The sequence below is a fragment of the Brevibacterium sp. BRM-1 genome (genome assembly GCF_026802075.1).
GTDB classification, from domain to species: domain Bacteria; phylum Actinomycetota; class Actinomycetes; order Actinomycetales; family Brevibacteriaceae; genus Brevibacterium; species Brevibacterium rongguiense.
Genome location: NZ_CP113788.1, coordinates 2056917 through 2081959, shown reverse-complemented (window position 1 = coordinate 2081959; position 25043 = coordinate 2056917). Strand labels below are relative to the sequence as shown.

The 25043-nt window shown below is 73.4% G+C and carries 22 protein-coding genes; 12 read left to right on the top strand and 10 right to left on the bottom strand.

Translation table 11 applies throughout. From position 1 onward, the window contains the following. Positions 1–19: 19 nt before the first annotated feature. Positions 20–1120, top strand: coding sequence for an NAD(P)-dependent alcohol dehydrogenase (locus BRM1_RS09090; RefSeq protein ID WP_160953840.1), 1101 nt, complete (start codon positions 20–22; stop codon positions 1118–1120). Between the two features lie 21 nt (positions 1121–1141). Here the strand turns inward: BRM1_RS09090 and BRM1_RS09085 are convergent, their stop codons facing one another. Continuing rightward, the gene (locus BRM1_RS09085) at positions 1142–2089 is read right to left on the bottom strand and encodes a LysR family transcriptional regulator (RefSeq protein WP_268525348.1); all 948 of its coding nucleotides are present in this window, start codon (positions 2087–2089) and stop codon (positions 1142–1144) included. A 130-nt stretch (positions 2090–2219) separates the two neighbouring features. On the opposite strand from BRM1_RS09085, the gene BRM1_RS09080 reads away from it, so the two are divergent. The 3 genes from BRM1_RS09080 to mmsB all read left to right on the top strand — a co-directional run bounded on the left by BRM1_RS09080 (position 2220) and on the right by mmsB (position 4084). Further along, entirely contained in the window at positions 2220–2603 is a 384-nt protein-coding gene (locus tag BRM1_RS09080) for a YidH family protein (RefSeq protein ID WP_160953842.1), read from the top strand. After that, a complete protein-coding gene (locus tag BRM1_RS09075) occupies positions 2600–2950 on the top strand; it encodes a DUF202 domain-containing protein (RefSeq protein WP_268525345.1) in 351 nt (116 codons plus the stop codon). Before BRM1_RS09080 ends, BRM1_RS09075 begins: the two co-directional genes overlap by 4 nt. A gap of 225 nt (positions 2951–3175) precedes the next feature. Next, on the top strand, positions 3176–4084 hold the full coding sequence (gene mmsB, locus BRM1_RS09070) for a 3-hydroxyisobutyrate dehydrogenase (protein ID WP_268525343.1): 909 nt from the start codon (positions 3176–3178) through the stop codon (positions 4082–4084). A 130-nt stretch (positions 4085–4214) separates the two neighbouring features. On the opposite strand, the gene BRM1_RS09065 is transcribed toward mmsB, so the two are convergent. From BRM1_RS09065 to BRM1_RS09040, 6 genes are all read right to left on the bottom strand, one after another. Continuing rightward, complete coding sequence (locus tag BRM1_RS09065; protein ID WP_268525341.1) at positions 4215–4946, bottom strand: YggS family pyridoxal phosphate-dependent enzyme; 732 nt, start codon at positions 4944–4946, stop codon at positions 4215–4217. Then, entirely contained in the window at positions 4943–6100 is a 1158-nt protein-coding gene (locus tag BRM1_RS09060; RefSeq protein ID WP_268525339.1) for a MalY/PatB family protein, read from the bottom strand. Before BRM1_RS09060 ends, BRM1_RS09065 begins: the two co-directional genes overlap by 4 nt. A 159-nt stretch (positions 6101–6259) precedes the next feature. After that, a complete protein-coding gene (locus tag BRM1_RS09055; protein WP_268525337.1) occupies positions 6260–8020 on the bottom strand; it encodes a dipeptide ABC transporter ATP-binding protein in 1761 nt (586 codons plus the stop codon). Further along, positions 8017–8820, bottom strand: coding sequence for an ABC transporter permease (locus tag BRM1_RS09050; RefSeq protein ID WP_268525335.1), 804 nt, complete (start codon positions 8818–8820; stop codon positions 8017–8019). The genes BRM1_RS09055 and BRM1_RS09050 overlap by 4 nt, the downstream gene beginning before the upstream one ends. Continuing rightward, positions 8817–9884: an ABC transporter permease gene (locus BRM1_RS09045; protein WP_268525333.1), complete on the bottom strand. Its 1068-nt coding sequence runs from the start codon at positions 9882–9884 to the stop codon at positions 8817–8819. The genes BRM1_RS09050 and BRM1_RS09045 overlap by 4 nt, the downstream gene beginning before the upstream one ends. After that, positions 9881–11713 (bottom strand): TIGR04028 family ABC transporter substrate-binding protein, encoded by a 1833-nt coding sequence (locus BRM1_RS09040; RefSeq protein ID WP_268525331.1) that lies wholly within the window; start codon positions 11711–11713, stop codon positions 9881–9883. The genes BRM1_RS09045 and BRM1_RS09040 overlap by 4 nt, the downstream gene beginning before the upstream one ends. 444 nt (positions 11714–12157) lie before the next feature. Between BRM1_RS09040 and BRM1_RS09035 the strand changes: the two genes are divergently transcribed. Further along, positions 12158–12808, top strand: coding sequence for a VOC family protein (locus BRM1_RS09035; RefSeq protein ID WP_268525328.1), 651 nt, complete (start codon positions 12158–12160; stop codon positions 12806–12808). Positions 12809–13073: 265 nt separating this feature from the next. Here the strand turns inward: BRM1_RS09035 and BRM1_RS09030 are convergent, their stop codons facing one another. The 3 genes from BRM1_RS09030 to BRM1_RS09020 form a co-directional block, all read right to left on the bottom strand. Then, positions 13074–14627, bottom strand: a complete 1554-nt coding sequence (locus BRM1_RS09030; RefSeq protein ID WP_268525327.1) for a sodium:solute symporter family protein — start codon at positions 14625–14627, stop codon at positions 13074–13076. After that, the gene (locus BRM1_RS09025) at positions 14624–14920 is read right to left on the bottom strand and encodes a DUF3311 domain-containing protein (protein ID WP_268525325.1); all 297 of its coding nucleotides are present in this window, start codon (positions 14918–14920) and stop codon (positions 14624–14626) included. The genes BRM1_RS09030 and BRM1_RS09025 overlap by 4 nt, the downstream gene beginning before the upstream one ends. Positions 14921–15054: 134 nt before the next feature. After that, positions 15055–15807, bottom strand: coding sequence for an OBAP family protein (locus tag BRM1_RS09020; protein WP_268525324.1), 753 nt, complete (start codon positions 15805–15807; stop codon positions 15055–15057). Between the two features lie 226 nt (positions 15808–16033). Here BRM1_RS09020 and BRM1_RS09015 point away from each other — a divergent pair, with 226 nt between their 5' ends. From BRM1_RS09015 to BRM1_RS08985, 7 genes are all read left to right on the top strand, one after another. Next, on the top strand, positions 16034–17521 hold the full coding sequence (locus BRM1_RS09015) for a purine-cytosine permease family protein (RefSeq protein WP_326956735.1): 1488 nt from the start codon (positions 16034–16036) through the stop codon (positions 17519–17521). A gap of 240 nt (positions 17522–17761) precedes the next feature. Further along, on the top strand, positions 17762–18721 hold the full coding sequence (mvk, locus tag BRM1_RS09010) for a mevalonate kinase (protein WP_160952341.1): 960 nt from the start codon (positions 17762–17764) through the stop codon (positions 18719–18721). After that, the gene (mvaD, locus tag BRM1_RS09005) at positions 18718–19707 is read left to right on the top strand and encodes a diphosphomevalonate decarboxylase (RefSeq protein WP_268525322.1); all 990 of its coding nucleotides are present in this window, start codon (positions 18718–18720) and stop codon (positions 19705–19707) included. Before mvk ends, mvaD begins: the two co-directional genes overlap by 4 nt. Further along, complete coding sequence (locus BRM1_RS09000; RefSeq protein WP_160952339.1) at positions 19704–20801, top strand: phosphomevalonate kinase; 1098 nt, start codon at positions 19704–19706, stop codon at positions 20799–20801. Before mvaD ends, BRM1_RS09000 begins: the two co-directional genes overlap by 4 nt. Further along, the gene (fni, locus tag BRM1_RS08995) at positions 20798–21901 is read left to right on the top strand and encodes a type 2 isopentenyl-diphosphate Delta-isomerase (RefSeq protein ID WP_160952338.1); all 1104 of its coding nucleotides are present in this window, start codon (positions 20798–20800) and stop codon (positions 21899–21901) included. Before BRM1_RS09000 ends, fni begins: the two co-directional genes overlap by 4 nt. Before the next feature lie 191 nt (positions 21902–22092). Further along, the gene (gene hutU / locus BRM1_RS08990; protein ID WP_268525318.1) at positions 22093–23805 is read left to right on the top strand and encodes a urocanate hydratase; all 1713 of its coding nucleotides are present in this window, start codon (positions 22093–22095) and stop codon (positions 23803–23805) included. Positions 23806–23812: 7 nt separating this feature from the next. Continuing rightward, complete coding sequence (locus BRM1_RS08985) at positions 23813–25033, top strand: M20 metallopeptidase family protein (protein WP_160952336.1); 1221 nt, start codon at positions 23813–23815, stop codon at positions 25031–25033. The last annotated feature ends 10 nt before the right edge of the window (positions 25034–25043 follow it).

The window sequence follows — 25043 nt, the reverse complement described above, 5'->3', positions numbered from 1 at the left end:
GAGCGCGCAGAGTCATGGCATGAAGACACGAGCAGCAGTCGCACTGGGGCCGGGGCAGGACTTCGAAATCCGCGAGCTCGAGCTCGATGAGCCGCGCCCGGACGAGGTGACGGTCCGCATGGTCGCCTCCGGTGTCTGCCACACGGACGCCATCATCCGCGACCAGTGGTACCCGGTTCCGCTGCCCGCGGTGCTCGGCCACGAGGGCGCCGGCGTGGTGGAGGCCGTGGGGTCGGCCGTCCAGGGGCTCGAGGTGGGCGACCGCGTCGTCGTGGGCCCCGCGTTCTGCGGCGAGTGCGAGCAGTGCCTGGCGGGCCATCCGATGTACTGCCTGAACTTCTACGATCGCAACTTCTCCGCGCGCCGCACCGATGGCAGCACCGCATTCACGGCAGCCGACGGGACCGCCGTCGGCTCGAACTTCTTCGGGCAGTCCTCCTTCGCCGAGCACACGAACGTGGTGGCGCACGGCACCGTGAAGGTGGCCGAGGATGCGCCGTTGGACCTGCTGGGGCCGCTCGGCTGCGGCATCATGACGGGTGCCGGCGCTGTGCTCAATGTGCTGGCCCCCAAGCCCGGTTCGTCCATCGCGATCTTCGGGACCGGGGCCGTCGGGATGGCGGCGATGCTTGCGGCGAAAGCTGCCGGCGCCTCGACGATCATCATGGTCGACATCGTGCCCAGCCGGCTGGAGTTTGCGCGAGGACTCGGCGCAACGCATACCGTGAACTCGAAGGAGCAGGACCCGGCGAGTGCCATTGCGGAGCTCACCGGCGGCGGGGTGGAGTACGCCCTGGACACCACGGGCGTCCCCGCAGTCTTCGCCCAGATGACCAACTCACTGGGCATCCGCGGCCACGGCGCCCTCGTGGGCGCCGCCCGAATGGGGACCGAGGCGCCCATCGACATCGGCACGCTCCTGGTACGCGGGGTCAGCATGTCGACCGTGGTGGAGGGCGATGCAGTGCCCAAGGAATTCATCCCGCGCCTGATCGCGCTCCACGAGCGGGGGGCGTTCCCGTTCGACGCCCTGACGAAGACCTACGCATTCGACGACATCAACGCGGCCTTCGCGGACTCGGCGTCGGGGGAGACGCTCAAGCCGATCATCGTGTACTGAGCGAGCGCGTCGAAGCGGAGCTCAGCCGGCCGCGCCCCGCCGCCGGGGCGCGGTGTCGGCGGCGGCCGGTTTCGGTGCCCGCAGCGCCTCGAGCACGGCGCCCACGGTGGCGCTGCGCAGCGCCTCGGGCCGGACGGCCGCCCAGTAGGTCATGGGCACGGAGAATTCCGGCACCACCCGCTCCAGGCCGGCCGCACGGGCGGCGAAGACGGGCAGCAGCCCGATGCCCGCGCCCTCCTGTGTGGCCCGCACCTGGGCGGAGATCGAATTCGAGGTGAGGAAACCGGCCGGCTCGGGCAGGGTGGCGGCCGCGTTCTCCAGCCCGTCGACGCCCAGCGAGTGGGCCGGGTAGTAGACGAGCCGGTGGCCGGCGATGTCTGCCGGTTCCTGCGGCAGCGGCAGCGGGTAGTCCGCGGCGGCGAACAGCGCCAGGGCGTAGCGGCGCAGGCGGTGGACGGTGGTGTTGGGCGCGTCCGGTCGGCCGACGACCACCTCGATGTCGACCCCGGAGCGGTAGCGGCGGGCCCGCTGGGTTGCGGTGAGCACCTCGAGCTGGAGCCCGGCGTGGGAGCGCTGGAGACGGGCCAGTGCCGGCAGCGCGTAGTGGACGACGAAGCCCTCGGGGGCCGCGAGCCGGATCGTGCCGACCACAGGGTCCGCCGGCGACGCCTCCGGTCGGGCCGCGCGCACGGCGCCGGCGAGTGCCGCCTCGACGGCCTCGGCGGCGGGGATGAGCGCGCTGCCCGTGGCGGTGAGCTCCCAGCCGTCGGGCGACTGGACGAGCACCCGCGCCGCCACCGCCTTCTCCAAGGAGGCGATGCGCCGGGAGATCGTCGTGTGATTCACTCCGAGCGCCGCGGCGGCCGCCGTGAATTTCCCCAACCGGGCCACGGCCAGGAGGGTGAGCAGGTCATCGGGGCTCACCGGGGCGCTGGAGGATGCGGGGCGCGAGCCCGCAGGGCTGGGCATGGCACGAGTCTATCTGCGCCGCCGCACATGCCTGCGCGTGCGCGCACACCATCGTCCGGTGGGCGGGACGCGCACAGCGGGCACTTGTATCCTGGCGCCACCCGTGCCGCGCGCAGCCCCAAGGAGACGAATGCCCGAGCCAGCTGAATCCTCCGAGCGCTCGCGCCTGGCCCGTGTCCTCCTGCCCGAGGGGGAGGAGCCCGATCCCCGCTTCACCCTCGCCAACGAGCGGACATTCCTCGCCTGGACCCGGACCTCGCTGGCCTTCATGGCCGGCGGTGTGGCGCTCGACGCGCTTCCCGTGGCAGGGCTCTCCGATGGCCTGCGCACGCTCCTCGCCGTGTTCGTCATCGCGGTGGGCGTGCTCATCTCGCTGGGCGCCGCGGTGCGCTGGCTGCGGGTGGAGCGCGCGATGCGCACGAAGAAGCCGCTGCCGGTGCCGATGATCGTGCCCCTGCTCTCCGCCGCCGCGGTGCTTGCCTGCGCCGCGGTCCTCGCGGCCGACCTTCTGTGAGCCCCGGCTCCGCACGCGGGCCCAGCCCCGTGCGCGCCCACGATGACCCCGGGCTGCAGCCCGAGCGGACCTCCTTGGCGTGGGGGCGCACGGTCGTGTCCTTCTGCGCGGCAACGGCCGTCCTCCTGCGCTGGATGGGCCACTTCGGCGCACCCGTGCTCGCGCTCATCGGCCTCCTCGTCGCCGCCGCCCTGGCGATCCTCGCCTCCCAGCGCCGCCGCTACGACCGGCATGCCGCCGGCGTGGAGGGAGGTCGGGTGGGAGCCAATGTGTGGGGCGTGGCGATCATGACCGGTGTGCTCGCCGCATTCGGCAGCAGCGCGGTGCTCCTCGCCTTGTTCGACTGAGCGGGTGTGGCGCGGCCGGGTGCGATGCGCAGCACTGCCGGTGCGCCTCGTGGCCGCGATCCGGGTATCCCCGCGGGCGGCGGTGCACTCCGCCCGGTGCGCGCGTGCACACGGCCGGTGCGCAACTCGGCCCCGGCGCCGCGCGTGGGTGAGTGACGTGCGGCATACAGTGGGGGCGTGAGGCGCCGTCAGAGCGGACGGCGCGCAGACGTGAGGAGAGATCACATGGCTACCATCGGCTGGATCGGGCTGGGCAACATGGGCCGCCCCATGACGAAGAACCTCGTGGCCGCGGGCCACACCGTCAACGGCTACGACGTGGTGCCGGAGGCCGTGGAGGCCGCCAAGGAGGGCGGCGTCAACGCCGTCGGCTCGATCGCAGAGGCCGTTGCCGGTGCTGACATCGTCTTCACGATGCTGCCCAAGGGCGAGCACGCGCGGGCCGTGCACATGGATCCGGGCGGCGTGCTCGAGCACGCGGATGCCTCCACGCTGCTCATCGACTCCTCCACGATCGACTTCGACTCCGCGCGCGCCCTGCACAAGGCCGCCCGCGAAGCAGGCTTCCGCTTCCTCGATGCGCCCGTCTCCGGCGGAGTCACCGGTGCCGCGGCAGGGACGCTGACGTTCATGGTGGGCGGGTCCGACGAGGACTTCGAGCGGGCCAAGCCGGTCATCGAGCCGATGGCGGGCAACATCTTCCACGCCGGCGGCGAGGCAGCGGGCCAGGCGGCGAAGATCGTGAACAACATGCAGCTGGCCATCAGCCTGCAGGGCGTCGTCGAGGGCGCGGTCCTGGCCCAGCGCTTCGGGCTCGAGCCCAAGACGTTCTTCGACATCGCGAAGGTCTCCTCCGGCGATTCCTGGCCGCTGCGCACCTGGTACCCGGTGCCCGGGGTCGTCGACACGGCCGCCTCGAACAACGGCTTCCAGCCCGGCTTCTCCACGATGCTCATGCACAAGGACGTGGGCCTGGCGATCGAGGGCGCGAAGACGCAGGGCGTCGACCTCCCCGCCGCCTCGCTCGTCTACGAGCAGCTGCAGAAGCTCATCGACGAGGACCTGGCCGGCCTCGACACCACCGCGCTCATCAAGAACATCGATCCGGAGGCGGAGGGCCTGCCGCAGGGCTGAGCCCGCTCCCGAGGCGCGGTGCGGGTCTGACCCGCACCGCGCCTTCTGCGTCTCCGGGGTCTGCAGGGCCCAGGATTGCGGGTGGATCGAGCGCGGCCCAGCTGTGCGCGCCCACTGGCGCCCGCCAGACTCAGCGCGGAGCGGGCCGCGCGCCGAAGACCGTCGAGCCCACGCGGACCATCGTCGCGCCCTCGGCGATCGCGAGCTCGAAGTCGCCGCTCATGCCCATCGACAGCTCGCACGCGTCTGCGGCGAGGGCGCCGTCGGCGATGAGCGCGTCGCGCAGCTCTCGCAGCCGCGCATAGCTGGGGCGGATCTCCGCCTCCGTGCTGCCCGGCAGGCCGATCGTCATGAGGCCGCGCACGCGCAGCCGGTCGAGTGGGGCCAGCGCGGCCAGGAGCCCCTGTGCGCCCTCCGGCGCCACCCCTGACTTCGAAGCCTCCCGCGACGTGTTGACCTGGACGAGGACATCCACCCGCCCATCGACCGCCTCGAGGCGGCGCTGGATCTTCTCCGCCAGTTCCGCGCTGTCGACCGACTGGATGCAGGAGGCCTCCCGCAGCGCGTGGTTGACCTTGTTCTTCTGCAGCGGGCCGATGAGGTGCGCCTCGTGGGGTAGGTCGGCCAGCGCTTCGGCCTTGCACGTGAGCTCCTGCACGCGGTTCTCGCCGATGAGCGGGAATCCGTGGTCGATCGCCACCCGGATCGCCTCAGCCGGCTGGGTCTTCGTCGCCAGCAGGATCCGAACGTCACCGGGCTCCCGGCCGGCCGCGCGCGCTGCGGCGGCCGCCCGGGCGGCGACGTCGTCGAGGTTGGCGCGGATGTGCGCGGCATCGACGGCGGGCTGGGGCGCCTCGCTCACAGCGCGTCCACGGCCGCGGCCATGGACTCGACGGCCTCGCGCAGAATGGGCCGCGGCAGCGCCATGTTGAAGCGCACGTGGCCATCGCCGGCGCGCCCGCACAGCTCACCGTCGGTCGTGGCCACGCGTGCGGAGTCGAGGAAGAAGCGCTGCGGGTTCCCGGGGATCCCCAGGCGGCGCACGTCCAGCCACGCGACGTAGGTGCCCTCCGGCTTCTCGTAGCCCACCTGCGGCAGGAGCTCGGCCAGATCGTCGGCCAGGGCGTCCCGGTTGCCCTGCAGGTAGTCGATCGTGTCCGCCAGCCACTCGCCGCCGCGGTCATAGGCGGCGATCGCTGCGAGGATACCCGGCGTGGAGGCGCCCTCCGCGATGAAGTGGCCCTTGGCCTTCCACACGTCCAGGTCCGCATCGTTGGAGAAGATGATCTGCGCGCACTTGAGCCCCGGGGTGTTGAAGGACTTCGAGGCGGAGGTGACCGTGACCGTGTGGGCGGCCGCGGCAGGGGAGACGGATGCGTAGGGCACGTGCCGGCGGCCCTCGTAGGTCAGCGGAGCGTGGATCTCATCGGAGAAGACGCGCCCGCCCTTGCGCTCGACGACCTCGGAGACGGCCAGCAGCTCCTCGCGGGTGTAGACGCGGCCGATCGGATTGTGCGGGTTGCACATAATGAGCAGGCCGGCGCCGTCGTCGAACGCCCGCGCGATCCCCTCGAGGTCGAACGACCACTGGCCGGCCTCGTGGAGCATGGGCACCTGGATGATCCGGCGGCCGTGCAGGCCGGGGACCGTGAAGAAGGGCATGTAGTTGGGCGTGGGGACGATGACGGCGCTGCCCGGCTCACTGAACAGGTCGAGCACGGCGCCCATGCCGGAGAGCACATCGGAGGCGGTGTCGACGTACTCGGGGGCGAACTCCCACCCGTAGCGGCGGGCGTAGAAGTCCGCGGTGGCCCCGCGCATGTCGTCCTTCACCGCGTCCGGGGCGTAGCCGTAGAGCTCGCGAGCGTCGAAGTCCACGAGGGAGTCGCGGATGGGCTGGGCGACGGGGAAGTCCATCTCCGCGATCCAGGCGCCGATCGCCCCGGGGAACTGCGACCACTTCTTGCTGGCGCGCTCCTCGAGCTGCTGGCGGGTGATGGCGTTGCGGTCGGTCACGGTCGGCTCCTTCGTTCGCGTGGGGTTCGCTGGGGCGGGCGTGCCGCCCCGTCGCTCAGAGCCTAGCGCCCGAGTCCGTCCGCGCGGGCTCACGCGGACACCTTGCCGACGCCCAGGAGGCCCAGCGCCGAGCCCCGCCGCACCGCCCCCTGCGCGGGCCTAGCCCAGCGGGTGCGGGATCGCGGCGATGAGGCGGCGCGTATAGGCATCCTGCGGGTCGTCGAACACCCGGGCGGTGGGCCCCTCTTCGACCTGCCGGCCGCGCGAGAGCACGGAGACGCTCTGGGCGATTCCCCGGACCACCGCGAGGTCGTGGGAGATGAAGACGTAGGTCAGGCCCAGCTCGGCCTGGAGCGAGCCCAGCAGCCGCAGGATCTGGGCCTGGACCGTGACGTCGAGGGCGGAGACCGCCTCGTCGAAGACGATGAGCTGCGGCCGGGCCGCGAATGCGCGCGCAATCGCCACGCGCTGCAGCTGCCCGCCGGAGAGCTCGCGCGGGCGCCGCTCGGCCAGGTCCGGTGACAGCGCCACCATCTCCATCGCCTCGCGCACCCGTGCCGCCCGCTCGCTGCGCGCACCGATCCGGAAGCTGCGCAGCGGCTCCGCGATCGAGGCGCCCACCGACCACATCGGGTCGAGCGCGCTCGCGGGGTTCTGGTGGACGAGCTGGACGGCCCGGCGCAGCTCCCGCCGGCGGGTGCGCGGCACGCGCGCCGCATCGATCCCGGCCACGACGGCGCTGCCCGCCTGCGGGACCAGCGTGCCCGCAAGCACGGCGGCGATCGTCGACTTGCCGGACCCGGACTCGCCCACGATCCCGTGGGTCGTGCCGGCCGGCACCGCGAAGGACACGTCGTCCACACCGGCCACGGCTCCGTCCGCGCCGCGCGCATAGACCTGGGTGAGGCCGCTGACCCGCAGGAGCGGCTCCTCGGCTTGGGAGCCCTCGCCTGCGCTCGCCCCGCGGCCCGCGCTGGCGGTGCCCACCGCGCCCGAGGCGCGGGTCGGCCGGGACTCGCCCCGCACCTCGGGCGCGGGGGAGGCGGGCGGCGGGCCGTCCGGGGAGAACGCGGTGAGCGATGGGGCGTCGCGCAGCAGCCGGCGCGTGTAGTCGCAGGTGGGAGCGGTGAGAACGGTGGCGGCCGGCCCGGATTCGACGATCCGCCCGCGCTGCATGACGGCCACGGTGTCCGCGCGCTCGCCGGCGACTGCGAGGTCGTGGGTGATGAGGAGGATGCCCGTGCCCTCGGCGCGCAGCTCGTCGAGGAGATCGAGGATGCGCTGCTGGACGGTGACGTCGAGGGCGGAGGTGGGCTCGTCGGCGACGATGAGCTCAGGCCGCGCGGCGATGGCCGCGGCGATGAGGGCCCGCTGGCGCATGCCCCCGGACAGCTCGTGGGGGTACTGGTCGATCCGGCGCTCGGGGCTGTCGATGCCCACCCGCTCGAGCAGCTCGAGAGCCCGCTCGCGGGCCTGCGCGCGCGTGGCGAGACGGTGGATCCGGAGGGTCTCCGCCACGGCGGTGCCGATCGTCGCCAGCGGATTGAGCGAGGTGCCCGGGTCCTGGGGCACATAGCCGATCCGGGTGCCGCGGACCCGCGCCAGCTGAGCAGGGCGCAGGGCGGTGAGCTCCTCACCGCCCAGTTCGATCGAGCCGCCGGAGATCCGCCCGTTGTCGGCCAGGAGGCCGATCACGGCCGCCGCGGTCGTCGTCTTGCCGGACCCGGACTCGCCGACGACCGCCGTCATGGCACCCGGTTCGACGCTCAGGTCCACGTCGGCCAGCGCGGGGCGCCAGGCGCCGCCGCGGTCGCGGTAGTCAACGCTCAGGCCCGCGATGCGCAGGCCCGCCGCGGAACCCGGGGCTGAACCCGCGTGGGCACCCGGGTTGGAGTGCGGGGCGGAAGCTGCGCCGGTCATGCGCTCACCTGCCTGAGTGCGGTGCCCAGCCGGTGGGTGGCGAGCACGACGATCATGATGATGAGGCCGGGGAAGACCGTGAGCCACCAGGAGGTGGCCACGTAGTTGCGGCCCTCGGCGATGATGAGGCCCCATTCGGGGGTGGGCGGCGGCGTGCCGTAGCCCAGGAAGCCCAGCGTGGAGATCTGCAGGATCGCCCAGCCGATCTGGAGCACGGCCAGCGCCAGGACGGGGGAGAGCGAGTTGGGCACGATGTGCCGGACCAGCACGGAGCCGTAGCCTGCCCCGGACCCATAGGCGGCCTGCACGTAGGGGGCCCCGCCCACGCGCACCACCTGGGAGCGGGTCAGGCGCGCGAACTGCGCGATCGCCGTGACGCCCACGGCGATCGCGGCGTTGACGGTGCCGAAGCCCAGGATGATGACGATGGTGAGGCTGAGCAGCAGCGCCGGGATGGAGAGCAGCACATCCACGGCGCGCATGATGACGTCCTCGGCCCACCCGCGCCGCGAACCGGCGATGAGGCCCAGCGCCGTCCCGACCACGAGTCCCACGCCCACGGCGATGAGCGCGGCGAGCAGCGAGTGCGAGGCCCCGTAGACCATGCGGGCGAAGACGTCGCGGCCGATCTCGTCCGTGCCGAACCAGTGCGCCCCGCTGGGGGCGAGGAGGGCCGCGGTGGTGCCGCCGTCGTTTGGGTCCTGGCGGGTGAACAGGCCGGGGGCGAGCGCCCAGGCGATGACGAGGGCGATGACCGCGGCGGCGGCCAGCGTGAGCGGGCGGATGCGGCGGGGCCTCATGCGCCGGCCTCCTGCCGGTCGGCGGGCGCGGTGGCCGGCGCGTCGGCCTGGCCGCTGGCAGCGCGCAGGGAGTGGCCGCCTTGGTTTCCGGGGGCCCCGCGGTCCCCGGGGGAGGCGCGCAGGCGCACGTCGATGACCGGGTAGAGCAGGTCGATCGCGAGGTTGACGAGGACGAACGCGGCGGTGGAGACGACGACGACGGCCAGCAGGACGGGGTTGTCGCGGTTCGCCACGGCCTGCGAGGTCAGCTGGCCGATGCCGGTGCGGCCGAAGACCGTCTCCGTGACCACCGCCCCGCCCACGAGCTCGCCGAACGTCAGACCGGCCATCGTGAGCGCCGGCAGCGCCGCATTGCGGGCGATCGCGTGGATGAGCAGCCAGCCGTCCGAGGCCCCCTTGGCGCGCGTGACGCGCACGAACGGCTGGGCGCGCACCTCGTCGATCGAGCGGATGAGCACCTGGGCCAGCGGGGCGGACAGCGGGACCATGAGCGTGAGCGCGGGCAGCACCAGAGCCTCGGCGGGGGAGGGATCGACCACGGAGACCCAGCCGAGCTGGAATGAGAACACCTGGATGAGCACGATGCCCAGCCAGAACGCGGGCACGGAGATGAAGAGACTGGGCACGGCGGCGAAGACGGCCCGCAGCCAGCGCTGGCGGCCGAACGTGGCGAGCAGCGCGATGGCCACGGCCGCGAGCACCGCGGCGGCGAGGCCGGCGGCGGCGAGGGCGAGCGTGGCCGGCACGGCCGCGGCGAACAGGTCGGAGACCGCCGCGCCCGAGGCCACCGAATAGCCGAAGTCGCCCGTGACGAAGCCGGCCAGCGTCGTGAGGTACTGGACGAACCAGCCGCGGTCGGCACCCGACTGAACGCGGATCGCCTCGATCTGGTCGGGTGAGAGAGCGAGCTCCGGGTTCGCGTAGCGGGCCATGATCGCATCGCCCGGCAGGATGGCCAGCAGCACGCTGGCCAGGGTGAAGGCGATGGCGAGGACGAGGAGCGCCTGGCCCGCGCGGTTGAGCGCATAGCGCCAGCTCAGGGCGGGCGGACGGGTGCGGCTCATCGGCGCGGCCCCCCGTTCTGGGCGCGCTCGCCGGCATCGGCGAGCCAGGTGTCGTAGAAGGCTGGGCGGCCCACGGCCTCGCAGGCGAAGCCGCGCACGCGCCGGCGGAAGCCGTAGACCTGCGGCTCCTCGAACAGCGGCAGGACGAGGGCGCGGTCGACGAGCCGGTCCTGCACCGCCCAGCTGGCGCGGCGGCGGCCGGCCTCCTGCGGCTCGCTCGAGACGCGGTCGAGCAGCTTCTCCAGCCGCGGATCGCGGTACTCCTTCGTGTCCGCGTCGTAGTTGAGCAGCGCGTTGCGGCGGGTCCCGGCGAACTGGCTCTTGATGACGTCGAAGTCCGCCCGCCCCACCATCGAGTGGTAGAGCTGGATGCGCTCGAGGCTCAGCGCGTCCGCGTCCTGCGTGGCCATGTCCCCGGGGTTGATCGACAGCGCGATGCCCACCTTCGCGAGGTCCTCCTGGACGAGCGTCATGACCTCCTTGGACCGGGGCTGGGGCAGCGCGTCGTTGACGCGCAGGGCAAGGGCCGCGCCGTCCTTCACGCGGGTGGCGCCGCCGTCGCGGGCCCAGCCGGCGGCGTCGAGCAGCCGGCTCGCCTGCGCGGGGTCGTGGCGCCAGGCGCCGTCGAAGCGCTTGTAGCCCTGGGCGGAGTGGGCGAGGATCCCCGTGGCCAGCGGGTAGTTGTCCGTGAAGAGCTTCGTGAGGATCCGCTTGCGGTCGACGGCCGCGATGAGCGCCTCGCGCACCCGCTGATCGGACAGCAGGGGGTGGGGGAAGCGCATCGCGATGCTGTTCGTCACGCCGTTCGTCGCCGCGGCGACGATGCGCAGCCCGCGCTCGGCCAGGCGCGCCTCGTCCGGCGCATCGACCTGGCGGATCGCGTCGGCCTGTCCGGACACCAGGGCGCCCACGCGCACGGAGTACTCGGTGCCGACGATGATCTCCACGCCGTCCAGGTACGGCCTGCCCTGGTGGGGCAGGTGCGGGGGCGCCCAGTCGTAGTCCGTGCGCGCGCGCAGGCGCAGCCGGGTGCCCAGTTCCTCGGACTCGACGACGAAGGGGCCCGAGGCGATGATCCGGTCCGCGCTGCCCGGCCCGAAGCCCTGGCTGTCACGGGTCAGCGTCGCGTTCGACAGCAGGCCCGCGTTCATGACGGACACGGCCTGCGCGAAGCCGGGTGAGGGGGCGGAGAAGCGGAAGCGGACGGTGCGGGAGTCCAGCACCTCGCCGCTCACGTAGTTGCTGATCTGCTCCGAGGGCGGCAGCTGGCGCTTGTCGTCGCCCAGGCCGTAGAGGTCCATGTTGCGCTTGACGTTGGCGGCGTCGAGCGGTGAGCCGTCCGAGTGGGTGACGCCGGGGCGCAGGCGGAACGTGAAGGCGGTGGCATCGTCGTTGATCCGCGGCAGGGACTCGGCGATCCACGGGTGGAGTTCGAGGGTGGACGGGTCCTGCCACAGCAGGCGGTCGGCGATGTTGTTCATGATCCCGCCGTTGGGGTAGAAGCCCACCTGGGGCGGGTAGAGCGTCTGCCACGCCTGCGGGTCGAAGTAGACGAGCACCCCGCCGGTGAGCGGGCTGCCGCCCTCGGCCGGGTCCGTGTCCGGGCGTGCGCAGGCGCTCAGGGCGAGTGCGGAGCCCGCGCCGAGGCCCAGGCCCAGGACGCTGCGGCGGGCCAGGGCGCTGTGGCTGGCCAGGGGACCGCGGTTGGCAAGGACGCCGCGACCGGTTGGTGTGCTGTGATCGGCAGGGGCACCGTGGCGCGCTGCCGTGCGCCGGGGGGCGGGCTCGACGGGGTCTGCGGTGTGGGCGGGAGCGTGCGGGCGGCTCATGTGAGCGTGACCATGGGGCGGGGCCTCTTCGCTGGTGGCAGGGCTGCTGGGGGCGGGGGTGCGGCGTCCGCCGGCTCAGAGCGCGCCGCGCGTGCGCCCCAGGTCCACGTGCAGGCGCTGCCACGCACGGAAGGACTGGGCTCGCTCACTCACGCTATGCAGTTAAGTCCACCGGCGTGCCCGGCGTCAAAACGCGCCGCGCGCTGTTGCGCCGTGTGACACGGCCCGGCGGTGGGTCTGCGGGGCGGGGGCGCAGGCCTCGGGGCAGGATGTGGGGTTGAGGGCGCGCGCGGGTGTGCCTGCGCGCCTCCGGTGCGCGCATGTGACGAAGCGGACGGCGCCGGGAGGGGCGTCCTGTGGTCCGCGGCGCTAGAGTGGAGGGGCCCGCCGGCGCCCAGCGCCGCCGCGCCGCACGCGGCGCGGCCGACCCCGCGAAGGAATCCCGTGCCCCTCCCCGCCGCGCTCGACCACATCGTCATCACCGTGCCGGACCTCCAGGCCGGCGCCGAGGAGTTCGCCGACCTCACCGGCGTGCGCCCGTTCCCGGGCGGCGCCCACACGGGGGTGGGCACGGCCAATCAGCTCGTGGGCCTCCAGCCCGCCGGGTTCGCCGAGGGCGCCCTCACCTACATCGAGCTGCTGGGCCCCGATCCCCAGCAGCCGCCCCGGTCCCAGCTGCCCCTCGACGCGCACCTGTCCACCGGGCTCGAGGTGCGCACGTGGGCCGTCCACCCGCTCGACTTCGACGGCCAGGTCGCGCAGGCGCGGGCGGCCGGCGTGGACCTGGGGGAGGTCGCAGAGATGTCGCGGCGCACCGCGGAGGGTGAGCTGCTCGAATGGCGCCTGACCCGCCGTGTCCCGCTGCCCCGCGGCGGCGCGCAGCCCTTCCTCATCGACTGGGGTGCCTCGAAGCACCCCGCCCGTTCCCTCGACGCGGACATCGTGCTCGACGAGCTGGCGGTCATCGGCCCCGAGCCGGAGGCCGCCGCCGCGGGGCTGCGCGCGCTCGGCGCGGAGACCACGGTGGAGCAGGGGCCGGCGTGGTCGCTGCGGCTGCGGGCCCACGGGCCGCACGGCGAGTTCGAACTGGGCTGAGGCACGGTCGCGAACGGGCTGAGGCACGGCCGCGAACCGGACTGGGGCACGGCTGGGAGCCCGATAGAGGCGCGGCCCAGCGAGGCGATCCCGCCTCCCGCCCGCGCTTGCCAGCCCGGCCGGACCACGCGCGCTGCCGCCGGCCCTCGATCCGTTGGGCCAATCGTTTCACCGGTCCACTGCTCGAGTGCCAGACCGGCCCGCCCCGGGGCGGGTCGAAGCGCAGCCCAGCCCGCGCCTCGGCGGCGGACTGGGCTGCGCGGGCTCAGCTGCGCGCGGCGGCGGGCGCCTGCTCAGCGGAGGCGGTGCGCCAGTCGCGGCGCCAGCGCGGGTCCGGCTTGGCCATGGACACGGCCCACACGATGACCGCGTTGACCGCCACCGCCCACACGCCGCCGTTGACGCCCAGCAGCGGATCGTTGCCCGTGTAGTGCAGGACGACCATGAGCACGGAGCCCACGATGAGGCCGGCGGCCGCGGCCTGCTTGCTCATGCGCGGCCAGTACAGGCTCAGCAGCGCGGCCGGGACCAGCTGCGCCAGGCCCTCGTAGGAGAGCACGGACAGGGAGACGAGCGCGTTGGGCAGCAGCAGGCTGCCGGCCAGCGCGAGCGCTCCGGCGATGAGGCACACCCACTGCGAGAGGCGGCGCTGGCGGGCGCCCAGGCCGGCGCGCTCGGCGGCGGAGGCCCGGCGCTGCTCGGGGCTCAGGTGCGCCTCGTCGGTGCGGGCGTTCTGCTGGGCGAGCCCACCGCCCAGGATCGTGCGGCCCCACATCGTGCCGATCGAGAGCATGTAGACGCTCATGGGCACGATCGCGCTGAGCGCGCCCGCCACCCCGATGATCGCGACGAGCGGCGCCGGCAGCGAGTCGATGACGACGGAGAAAAGGGCCAGGTCCGCGTCTGCGAGCGCCGGGACGACGAACAGGGCGGCGCAGCCGATCATCATCGGCACGAGCAGGAGCAGCTGGTACCAGGGCAGGATGATCGAGTTGCGCCGCAGCGCGTTGGCCGACTGCGAGCTGAAGTAGCCCGCGATCGAGGTGGGGAAGATCGTGATCGTGATGCCGTTGAGCAGCAGCGTCGAGACGAACCACGTGCCGCCGTAGACCCCGGATCCCGCGCCGGGGAACGTCAGCCACTGCGGCTTCTCGGCCACCATCCGGTCGAGCAGCTCGCCCACGCCGCTGAAGTAGTGCAGCGGCACGTAGATGGCGAGGAAGACGATCGCGATGACGACGAGGCCGTCCTTGAGCACGCTCACCCAAGCGGACCCGCGCAGGCCCGAGACGAGGATGAAGACCTCCGCGACGATGAAGCTGACGATCGCCGCGACCTTGAGGTCGATGGCGCCGTAGGACATCGCGTTGACCACCGCGCCCATGCCCTGGATCTGCACCTGGATGTAGGGGATGACGAAGATCGAGGCGAGCACCGCGGCGAGGATGCCCAGGCCGCGCGACTGGAACCGGTGCTCGACGACGTCGGAGAGGCTCACGAGGCGGTGGCGGGCCGCGTACGTCCACAGCGCGGGTGCGAAGAGGTAGGCCGCGACGAGGCCCACGGACAGGTAGGCGATGAGGTAGAAGATCGGCACGCCGTACTTGTAGGACCAGCCGGCGGTGCCGAGGAACGAGAAGCTCGTGTACGTCTCGCCGGCCATGAGCAGGACGACGAAGAGCAGGCCCAGGCCGCGCCCGGAGACCGACCACTCGTCGAGCGACTTCTCCCGGCCCATGCCGGAGTAGACGCCGATCCCGATGGTGGCGAGCATGGCGAGGCCGAAGATGATCGTCGCGATCAGCGCGGGCCCGCTCACGACAGCTCCTCCTCGCCCGTGTGGTGCACGCCGTGGAAGGCGTGGTCGACGGGCACGTACTCCGCCTCGTTGCCCCGGTAGCGGTGGTCGAAGCGGGCGGCCAGCCACACGAACAGCCACGTCGCGATGGTGGCGCCGATGATGTAGGCGAGCATGAACGGCATCCCGAGGATGCGCGGCTGGACCGTGTTCGCCACCACCGGGGTCAGGACGAACAGGGCCACCGGCACCAGCAGGAGCAGCAGCGACCACCGCCGCCGAGGTGGGTGCTGGTCGGGCGCGGGTGTGCTCATGGTCTGCTCCTGGGATCGTCGGGACTGCGCCGAGTGTATGGGCATCCCGCCCGGTGAGCGCACCGGTTCCGCGAAGTGGGCCGCCCTGAGGTCACAGAGCCCTCAGGTCACAGCACCCTGAGGTCACAGCGAGCTCAGGTCACATCCACCTGCACGAGGCGCGTCTGCGCGGTGCGGCCGGTCTCCCAGGCGTTGGCCTCCGGTGCGACTCGCGGGGTGGGGAGGTCGCGGCGGCGCTCGCGGTTGGCGGCTGTGGAGACCCCGACGCGCTCATCGCGGGCGGCCACGAGGTCGGGGCGGGCCTGGCCGTCGGCGGTGAAGCCCATCATGAGCTGGGGCGGTCCGTACGGGAAGTCGTCGCGGTCGTACTGCCACGTGTGGAACGTCTTGCCGTAGGTGGAGATGAGATCGGAGAAGTAGGCGTGCTCGGCGATCGCAGGCACCCCCGGGGCGGTGAGGATCCCGGATTTCACCTCGTAGTGGTGGCTGTGCCACAGCGCCTTCTCCTCCTCCGGCAGCGCCGCGAAGCGCTCGGCGCTGATGATGTACTCGATGCCGATGAGCCGGGCGTCGCGGGCATTGCGGTCGAAGATCACGCACTGGTGGAGGTCGTGCTCGAGGTGGATGCAGAAGTGGGCGGCCTCGACCTGCCGGCCCGTCTCATCGGCGTACATGTGCAGGCCGTTGAGGTAGGTGCTCATCGCCTCGAGGGGCAGCTTGCGCTGGACGAGGCGGGAGGCGACGTCGAGCAGCCGGTGCTGGGGCGGATGGCCGTGGCCCACGGCGGCGATGGCCGTGGCCTGTCGTGCACCGGCGGCGGCGAGGGCGGTGCCGAGTCCGGCGGCGAAGCCGAGCGCGGCGGTCAGCAGGCGGGATCGAGCGGCCATGGGAGCTCCAATCGCAGGCAACGGGCTCGCCACGCTAGTCCGGTCGGCGCGCTGGGGGAAGGGGGATGACCGGCGGCGCTCCCATCCGCGGTGTCCGAGATCTCAGAAAGTTTTCTGTGTCGCGCATCACGTCAGTGGGGCTGGTCGGTGTTGAATGGGGTCATTCACCCTGCGCTGGCGCTCGTGGCGTCCGCCGCGCGCTGCCACCGGACAACGAGGAGCACCCGTGGCGAACCCGAGGACCGCAGAGGCCGGCGCCGGCCTGGTCGAAACCCGCACCATCGACATGGTCCCCGATGCCGAGCGCCACGGGCGCCCGTTCTCCCAGTTCACCCTGTGGTTCGGCTCCAACACGCAGATCACCGCGATCGTCGACGGGGCGCTGGCCGTCACCGTCTTCAAGTCCGGCGCCCTGTGGGCCATCGTCGCCCTGCTCATCGGAAACGTCCTGGGCGGCATCATCATGGCGCTGCACTCCGCGCAGGGCCCGCGCCTGGGCCTGCCGCAGATGATCTCCTCGCGCGCGCAGTTCGGCGTGTACGGGGCGATCGTCCCCCTCGTGCTCGTCATCTGCATGTACATCGGCTTCGCCTCCACCGGCACCGTGCTCTCGGGCCAAGCCGTCAACGGCCTGCTCCACATCGACATCCCCTGGGTGGGCATCGTGGTGTTCGGCGCCATGACGGTGGTGGTCGCCCTCCTGGGCTACCGCTACATCCACATCCTCGGCCGCATCAGCTCCGTCACAGGCCTGCTGGGCTTCATCTACCTCACGATCTGCGTGTTCGCGCAGCTCGACGTCGGCACGCTCCTGGGCGCCGGCACGTTCTCCTTCCCCGTCTTCCTCTCCGTTGTGGGCCTGGGCGCCGGCTGGCAGCTCACGTACGGCCCCTACGTCGCCGACTACTCCCGCTACCTGCCGCGCGAGACACCCTCCGCCGCCACTTTCGGGTGGACCTTCGCGGGCTCCGTCATCGGCTCGCAGTGGTCGATGATCCTGGGCGTGCTCATCGGCGCCTCGGCCATGACCGCCGCCGGCAGCGAGTTCCTCGACAACCAGGTGGGCTTCATGGGAGTGCTCGCCGGCGGCGGCGTGCTCGCAATGCTCATCTTCATCGTCATCCTCATGTCGAAGCTGACGGTCAACACGCTCAACGCCTACGGCGCGTTCATGTGCGCCCTGACGATCTCGACCTCGTTCACCCACAACACCCGGGTGAGGAAGCGCACCCGCGCCGCCTTCGTTGTCGTCATCGTCGCCGCCACGGTGGTCGTGGCCCTCTTCGCCTCCGCGGACTTCCTGGCGAACTTCAAGAACTTCGTGCTGGCGCTGCTCATGGTGTTCACGCCCTGGAGCGTCATCAACCTCGCCGACTACTACCTCATCTCCAAGGACCGCTTCGACATCCCCGGCCTCTACGACCCCCGCGGCCGCTACGGGAAGTGGAACGCCGCTGCCCTCGTCAGCTACGCCGTGGGGGTCCTCGTCCAGATCCCCTTCCTCGACCAGACGATCTACACGGGCCCGTTCGTCAAGCTGCTCGGCGGCGCGGACGTCTCCTGGATCATCGGCATCATCGTCACCGCGGCCCTCTACATCCCGTGGGCCATGCGCCGGCCCGTGGCGCCGGCGGCCACGATCTACCCTGAGGCCACCGTTGTGCCGGAGATCGAGGCGCTGGCCGAGGAGGACGCGGAGGTCGCCGGCCACTGAGCGCACCCGCGCGGCGGCCGCGCTCGCACGGGCCGGCGCCCGCACAGGTCCGGTGGCGCGCACCGCTGCCGCGCACTCAGCGGCAGGCGGCCCTGTGACGAACGCCGCGTCCGGCGCGCGCCCTGCCTTCGGTATGATGGCGCGGGGCTCGTGGGCCTCGCGTCAGGGCACCGGCCGGGCCGCTCGCAGCCGCGGGCCGGGGGGCCTCCGGCACGACAGCGCAAAGGCGACGAACAGGCAATGAGCACAGCCCCCGGCGGCGAGCCGGCACGGACCGGCACCGGCCGCGCCCACGGCAAGGCGATCCTCCTGGGCGAGCACTCCGTGCTATACGGCACCCCCGCCATCGCGCTGCCGCTCACCGCCCTGTCCCTCACCGCCCGCCTGGCCGCCCAGCCCGCCGGCGAGCTCACCCTCGCAAGCGACCTCTACACCGGCCCCGCCGCTCAGGCCCCCGCCCGCATCGCACCCGTCGTCGCCGCGGTCGAGGCCGCCTGCGCGCAGGCCGGCCGGGCCCCGCGCGGCCTGGCCCTCACGATCGACTCGGAGATCCCCTTCGAGCGCGGCCTGGGCTCGTCGGCCGCCGTGGGCGCCGCGATCGCCCGCGCGGTCGCAGACCTCACGGGCGCGGACTTCGACGCCGAGGCCGTGCAGCGCGTCATCATGGCGGCCGAGACGATCGCCCACGGCCGCTCGAGCGGGCTCGACGGCCGCACCGTCGCCGCCGCGGGCCCGATCCTGCTGCGCGAGGGCGCCGTCGCCGAGGTGCCCGTGGGCCGGCCGCTCACCCTCGTCATCGCGGATTCGGGACGGCCCGGTGCCACCTCGCAGACCGTGGCCGCCGTGCGCGCGCTGCGCGAGGCGGACCCCGCCCGGGCCGATGCCGTCATCGCCCGCCTGGGCGCCATCGTGGAGGCCTCCCTCGAGCCCTTCGGCGACGGCCGCGCGGGCGAGCTCGGTGCGCTCATGGACGAGGCGCACAAGCTGCTGCGCGAGCTCCGCGTCAGCGACGCTGTCCTCGACCGCCTCGTCGCGGCGGCCCGGGCGGCCGGCGCCGCCGGGGCCAAGCTCACGGGCGGTGGCCGGGGCGGCTGCGTCCTGGCGCTCGCGCACGGCGCGGACGATGCCGCAGAGCTCCGGCGGGCACTGGCCGCCGCGGGGGCCGAGCGCACCTGGCAGACCACGGTGGCCGCGGCATGAGCGCGCCGGGCACCGCCACCGCGCGGGCGCAGCCGAACATCGCGCTCGTGAAGTACTGGGGCAAACGCGACGAGGACCTCATCCTGCCCGTCGCCGGCAGCCTGTCGATGACGCTCGACGCCTTCCCCACCACCACGCGCGTGAGCGTCGACCCCGCCCTGGACGAGGACTCCTTCGAGCTCAACGGCGCTCCCGCGCCCGCCGCGGCCCGCGCGCGGACCGTGCGCTTCCTCGAGCGGGTGCGCGAACTCGCCGGCGCCTCGGCCCGCGCCCGCGTCGTCTCGGCCAACGAGGCGCCCACGGGCGCGGGGCTGGCCTCGTCCGCCGCCGGCTTCGCGGCGCTGGCCCTGGCCGCCTCGCGCGCCTACGGGCTCGACCTCGACGCGCCCGCCCTCAGCCGCCTGGCCCGCCGCGGCTCCGGCTCCGCCTGCCGCTCGATCGTCGACCGCTACGCGCTGTGGCACGCCGGCACGGACGATGCCTCGTCCTTCGCGGAGGCGGTTCCCGCCCCGGACATGCGCCTCGTCATCGTCACCGTCGACGGCTCGGAGAAGGACGTGTCCAGCCGCGAGGGCATGCGGCGCACGGCCGCCACCAGTCCGTTCTACCCGGCTTGGGCCGCGACGACGGAGCAGACGCTGGAGGAGATGGTGACCGCGTGCGCGGCCGGCGACTTCGAGGCGATCGGCCAGCTCACCGAGTCCCACGCCCTGCGCATGCACGCCGTCATCAATGCGAGCATGCCGCCGGTGCGCTACCTGGCCCCCGCGAGCGTCGCGGTGTTCGACGCCGCGGCGAGCCTGCGCGCGGCCGGCGTCTCCGCCTGGGCGACCGCGGACGCGGGCCCCAACGTGTGCGTGCTCACCAGGCCCGACGACGCCGCGGAGGTGGCCGCCGCCGTGGCGCCGCTCGGCGCCGTGCGCACCGTGGGCCCCGGCTCGGGTGCGCGGCTCGTGGACTCCGCCCAGCCGGAGGCGGGACAGTGATCGAGGTCAGCGCGCCGGGCAAGCTCTACATCGCCGGCGAGTACGCGGTCGTGGAGCCCGGCCACCCCGCCATCCTCGCCGCCGTGGACCGCTACCTCACCGTCGCCCTCACCGCCTCCGACGGCGTGGGCCACGTCCACTCCTCGCGCTACGGCCACGGCCCCGTCACCTGGTTCCACGACGACGACGGCGACTCGATCGTCGTCGAGCACAGCCCGCTCGACTACGTCACCGCCGCCATCGCCCTGCTCGAGCGGCTGCGCTCCGAGCGCGGCCTGCGCCCGCTCTACTACGACCTGCACATCGACACCGGGCTCGACGATGCCAGCGGGCGCAAGTTCGGCCTGGGCTCCTCGGCCGCGGTGACGGTGGCGGTCATCGACGCCCTCAACCGGTTCTACGAGCTGGGACTCAGCCCCATGGAGCGCTTCCGGCTCGCCCTCGTCGCCACGATCCACGTGGCGCCCAAGGCCTCCGGCGGCGACGTCGCCGCCTCGACGTTCGGCGGCTGGATCGCCTACACGGCGCCCGACCGCGCGGCGCTGCGCGCCCTCAGCGACGACCTGCCGGTCGCGGATCTGCTGGCCCGGCCCGAATGGGACGTGTGCACCGTGCGCCGCCTGCCGGAGCTGGCCGGCCTGCGCATGCTCGTGGGCTGGACGGGCTCGCCGGCCTCCACCGAGCGCCTCGTGCACCGCGTGAGCCTCAGCCAGGAGCGCCAGGACCGGGCCTACGCGCGCTTCCTGGCCGAATCCGATGCCGCCGTCGAGGAGCTCGTCCACGCGTGGGGCCGCGATCCGGACCGGGTGCTCGCGCTGCTGCGCCGGTGCCGGCGGCTGCTCGACGGGCTGGGCCGGCTGCGCGGCACGACCATCGAGACCGAGCAGCTCGCGTTCCTCTGCGACGAGGCCGAGGCGCTGGGCGCGGCCGGCAAGCCCTCGGGGGCGGGAGGCGGTGATTGCGGCATCGTGCTCGCCCCGGCCCGGGTGGGCGACGAGGCGCTGGCGGGGCAGTGGCGCCGCAACAGCATCCTCCCCCTCGACCTGCACCTCCACGCGCCCCGGGGCGCGGACCCCCTGGCGGCCGTGCGGTGAGCGCCGACGCCGCGGGCCGTGGGGCGCGCAAGGACGACCACGTGCGCCTGGCCGGGCAGCAGTGGGAACCCGGCGCGGCCGGGCCCGCCGGCGGCCGGGACGCGGAATTCGACGAGCTCGAATTCGTCCACCACGCGCTGACGGGCGTCTCGCTCGAGCGGGTCGACCTGGGCGTCGAGCTGTTCGGCAGGCACCTGGCCGCGCCCTTCTACATCAACGGCATGACCGGCGGAACGGAGCGCACCGCCCGCCTCAACCGCGAACTCGCCGCCGCCGCGGCCCAGACCGGCACGGCCATGGCCTGCGGGTCGATGTCGATCGCGCTCGAGGACCCCGCGGCCGCGCGCGCCTTCACCGTCATCCGCGAGGAGAACCCGACGGGCCTCGTCATGGCGAACCTGGGCGCGGGCCGCAGCCCCGACGACGCCCGGCGCGCCGTCGACATGCTGGGCGCCGATGCGCTGCAGCTGCACGTCAACGCGGTCCAGGAGACCGTCATGCCCGAGGGCGCGCCCGCGCTGTCGGAGTGGCTGGCCGGCATCGAGGCGATCGTCGCGGCCAGCGAGGTGCCCGTCCTCGTCAAGGAGGTGGGCTTCGGCCTGAGCCCCCGCACGCTGGCCCAGCTCGCTGGGATCGGCGTGGAGTGGGCCGATGTCTCCGGGCGGGGCGGCACGGACTTCCTCGCCATCGAGAACGAGCGCCGCCCGGGCCGCGACTTCGCCTACCTCACCGGCTTCGGGCAGTCCGCGCCCGCCGCCCTGCTCGACGCCGCGGCCCACCGCGCGGAGTTCCCGGACCTCGCGCTGCTGGCCTCCGGCGGGGTGCGCAGCCCCTTGGACGTCGTGCGCTCGCTCGCACTGGGCGCCCGCGCCGTCGGCGTGGCCGGCGCCTTCCTGCGCGCCGTGGTCTCAGGCGGCGCCGAGGAGCTGGGCGGCCTCATCCGCGCCTGGCGGCGGCAGACAGCGGAGCTCGCCGCGCTCCTGGGGGCGCAGGGCCCGGACGGGCTGCTGCGCACGGACGTGCTGGTGCGCGGTCGGCTGCGCGAGTACTGCGAGCTGCGCGGCATCGACGCGCGCGCCTACGCGCGCCGGGGCGCGTGAGGGCGGCGCCGGCCGGCGCCCACGGCGCGAGCCGGGCGCGCCTCGGCGGCGGTGCCCTGTCCGACATACTGGACACAACGCCCGCCCGGCGGCGGGCGGACCCGGCCGCCGCCGGGCACAATCGAGGCATATCCCGGGCACCGGCCCCGCCGTCCAGGCGACCGGCCAGGCCCGCAGGCGAAGGAGCAGCGATGGCCCAGTCCCAGATCCCCGGCTTCACCCAGCACGATCCCTCCCGCACCGTCCGCGCCCCCCGCGGCACGGACATCACCGCCAAGTCCTGGCAGACCGAGGCGCCCAAGCGGATGCTCATGAACAACCTCGACCCGGAGGTCGCCGAGCGCCCCGAGGACCTCGTGGTCTACGGCGGCACCGGGCGCGCCGCGCGCTCGTGGGAGGCCTTCGACGCGATCGTGGCCACGCTCGACGACCTCGAGGACGACGAGACGCTCCTCGTGCAGTCGGGCAAGCCGGTGGGCGTGCTCAAGACCCACGAATGGGCGCCGCGGGTGCTCATCGCCAACTCGAACCTCGTGGGCGACTGGGCCGACTGGGAGCACTTCCGCAAGCTCGAGGCCGAGGGGCTCATGATGTACGGCCAGATGACGGCCGGCTCGTGGATCTACATCGCCACCCAGGGCATCCTCCAGGGCACGTACGAGACGTTCGCCGCGGTCGCGGAGAAGCGCTTCGGGGGCACCCTGGCCGGCACCCTGACCGTCACGGCGGGCTGCGGCGGCATGGGCGGCGCGCAGCCGCTGGCCGTCACGCTCAACGGCGGCGCCTGCCTCATCATCGACGTGGACAGGGCCCGCCTGGACCGCCGCAGGTCCAAGCGCTACCTGGACGAGGTGGAGACGGACCTCGACACCGCGCTGGAGAAGGTGCTCGCGGCGAAGGCGGACAGGCGCGCCCTGTCCGTGGGGCTCGTCGGCAACGCCGCCGAGGTGCTGCCGGCGCTCCTGGACCGCGGGGTCGACGTCGACATCGTCACGGACCAGACGAGCGCCCACGATCCGCTGTCCTACCTGCCCGTGGGCGTCGGACTCGACGACTGGCAGGCGGAGGCCGACGACGACCCGGAGAAGTTCACGCTGCGCGCGGAGGAGTCCATGGCCGCCCACGTGGCCGCCATGGTGGGCTTCCAGGACCGCGGCGCGGAGGTCTTCGACTACGGCAATTCGATCCGCGATGAGGCCCGCAAGGCCGGCTACGACCGCGCCTTCGAGTTCCCCGGCTTCGTGCCCGCCTACATCCGGCCCCTGTTCTGCGACGGCATGGGCCCGTTCCGCTGGGTGGCGCTGTCCGGCGACCCGGAGGACATCCGCGTGACCGACGAGGCGCTCAAGGAGCTCTTCCCGGACAACGAGAAGCTCCACACGTGGCTCGACGCGGCCGCCGAGTACGTCGAGTTCGAGGGCCTGCCCGCGCGCATCTGCTGGCTGGGCTACCGCGAGCGCGCCAAGGCCGGCGTGCTGTTCAACCGGCTCGTCGCCGAGGGCAGGGTCTCCGCGCCCATCGTCATCGGCCGCGACCACCTGGACTCGGGCTCCGTGGCGAGCCCGTACCGCGAGACCGAGGCGATGGCCGACGGCTCCGACGCCGTGGCCGACTGGCCGCTGCTCAACGCGCTCGTCAACACGTCGTCGGGCGCCACGTGGGTCTCCATCCACCACGGCGGCGGCGTGGGCATGGGCCGCTCCATCCACGCTGGCCAGGTGTCCGTGGCCGATGGCAGCGAGCTGGCCGAGCGCAAGCTCGAGCGCCTGCTGACCAACGATCCCGGCATGGGCGTCATCCGCCACGTCGACGCCGGCTACGACCGCGCGGTCGAGGTCGCCCGCGAGCGCGGCATGCGCGTGCCGATGATCGCAGAGCTCGACGTCCGCGCGCAGGAGGACTGAGCGCTCCATGGCATCGCCCCAGCTCGACCGGCTGCCCGCGGAGGCCGCGGCGCTCCAGCCCGACCTCGTGGCGTTACGCCGCGCCCTCCACGCCGCCCCCGAGGTGGGCACGCACCTGCCCGGGACCCAGCGCCTCGTGCTCGCGGCGCTCGAGGGCCTGGGACTCGAGATCCGGTGCGGGGAGGCGCTGACCTCGGTGGTCGCCGTGCTGCGCGGCGCGCGGCCGGGCCCCGCCGTGCTGCTGCGCGGGGACATGGACGCCCTGCCGGTGCGGGAGGAGACCGGCCTGCCGTTCGCCTCGGACAACGGCAGCATGCACGCGTGCGGGCACGACCTGCACACGGCCGGCCTCATCGGCGCGGCCCGCCTCCTCGCGGCGCACCGGGAGGAGATCGCGGGCTCCGTCGTCTTCATGTTCCAGCCGGACGAGGAGGGCGCCGGCGGTGCGGAGCCGATGCTCGCCGAGGGACTGCTCGACGCCGCGGGCGAGCCGCCCGTGGCGGCCTATGCGCTGCACGTGCAGCCGGGCCCGGCGGGGCTCTTCCTCACCCGTCCGCAGACGGCGATGGCGGGCTTCGTCGACCTGGAGATCGTCATGCACGGCAAGGGCGGCCACAGCTCGCAGCCGCAGCTGTGCATCGACCCGGTGCCGGCGATCGCGGAGCTGACCCTCGCGCTGAACACCATGACGACCCGGCAGTTCGACGTCTTCGACCCCGTCGTCGTGTCCGTCACGCAGCTGGCCGCCGCGCGGGCCAACAACATCATCCCCGACTCGGCCTCGCTGGGCGCCTGCCTGCGCTACCTCACCCCGGCCGTCGTCGAGGCGCTGGACGCGCGGATCTCGCGGCTGGCTCACGGGATCGCCGCCGCCCACGGGTGCACGGCCGAGGTCCGGTTCGCCCCGGGGTTCCCGCCCACCGTGAACGACGAGGCGGAGACGGAGTTCGCCCTCGACGGCCTGCGCGGGCTCTTCGGCGCGGACCGGGTGCGGCTCATGGCGGAGCCCGAGATGGGCTCGGAGGACTTCTCCTACGTCCTCGAGCGGGTGCCCGGCTGCTACTTCTACCTGGCGGCAACGCCGGCCGGCGTCGATCCCGACGCCGAGGACAACCACTCCCCGCGCGTGCAGTTCGACGACGCCGTCCTGGGCGACCAGGCGGCGGCGCTCGCCGGACTCGCCCTCGCCCGCCTGGCGCGGGACGAGGACAGCGCACCCAACCAGTGAGGGGCCCGTC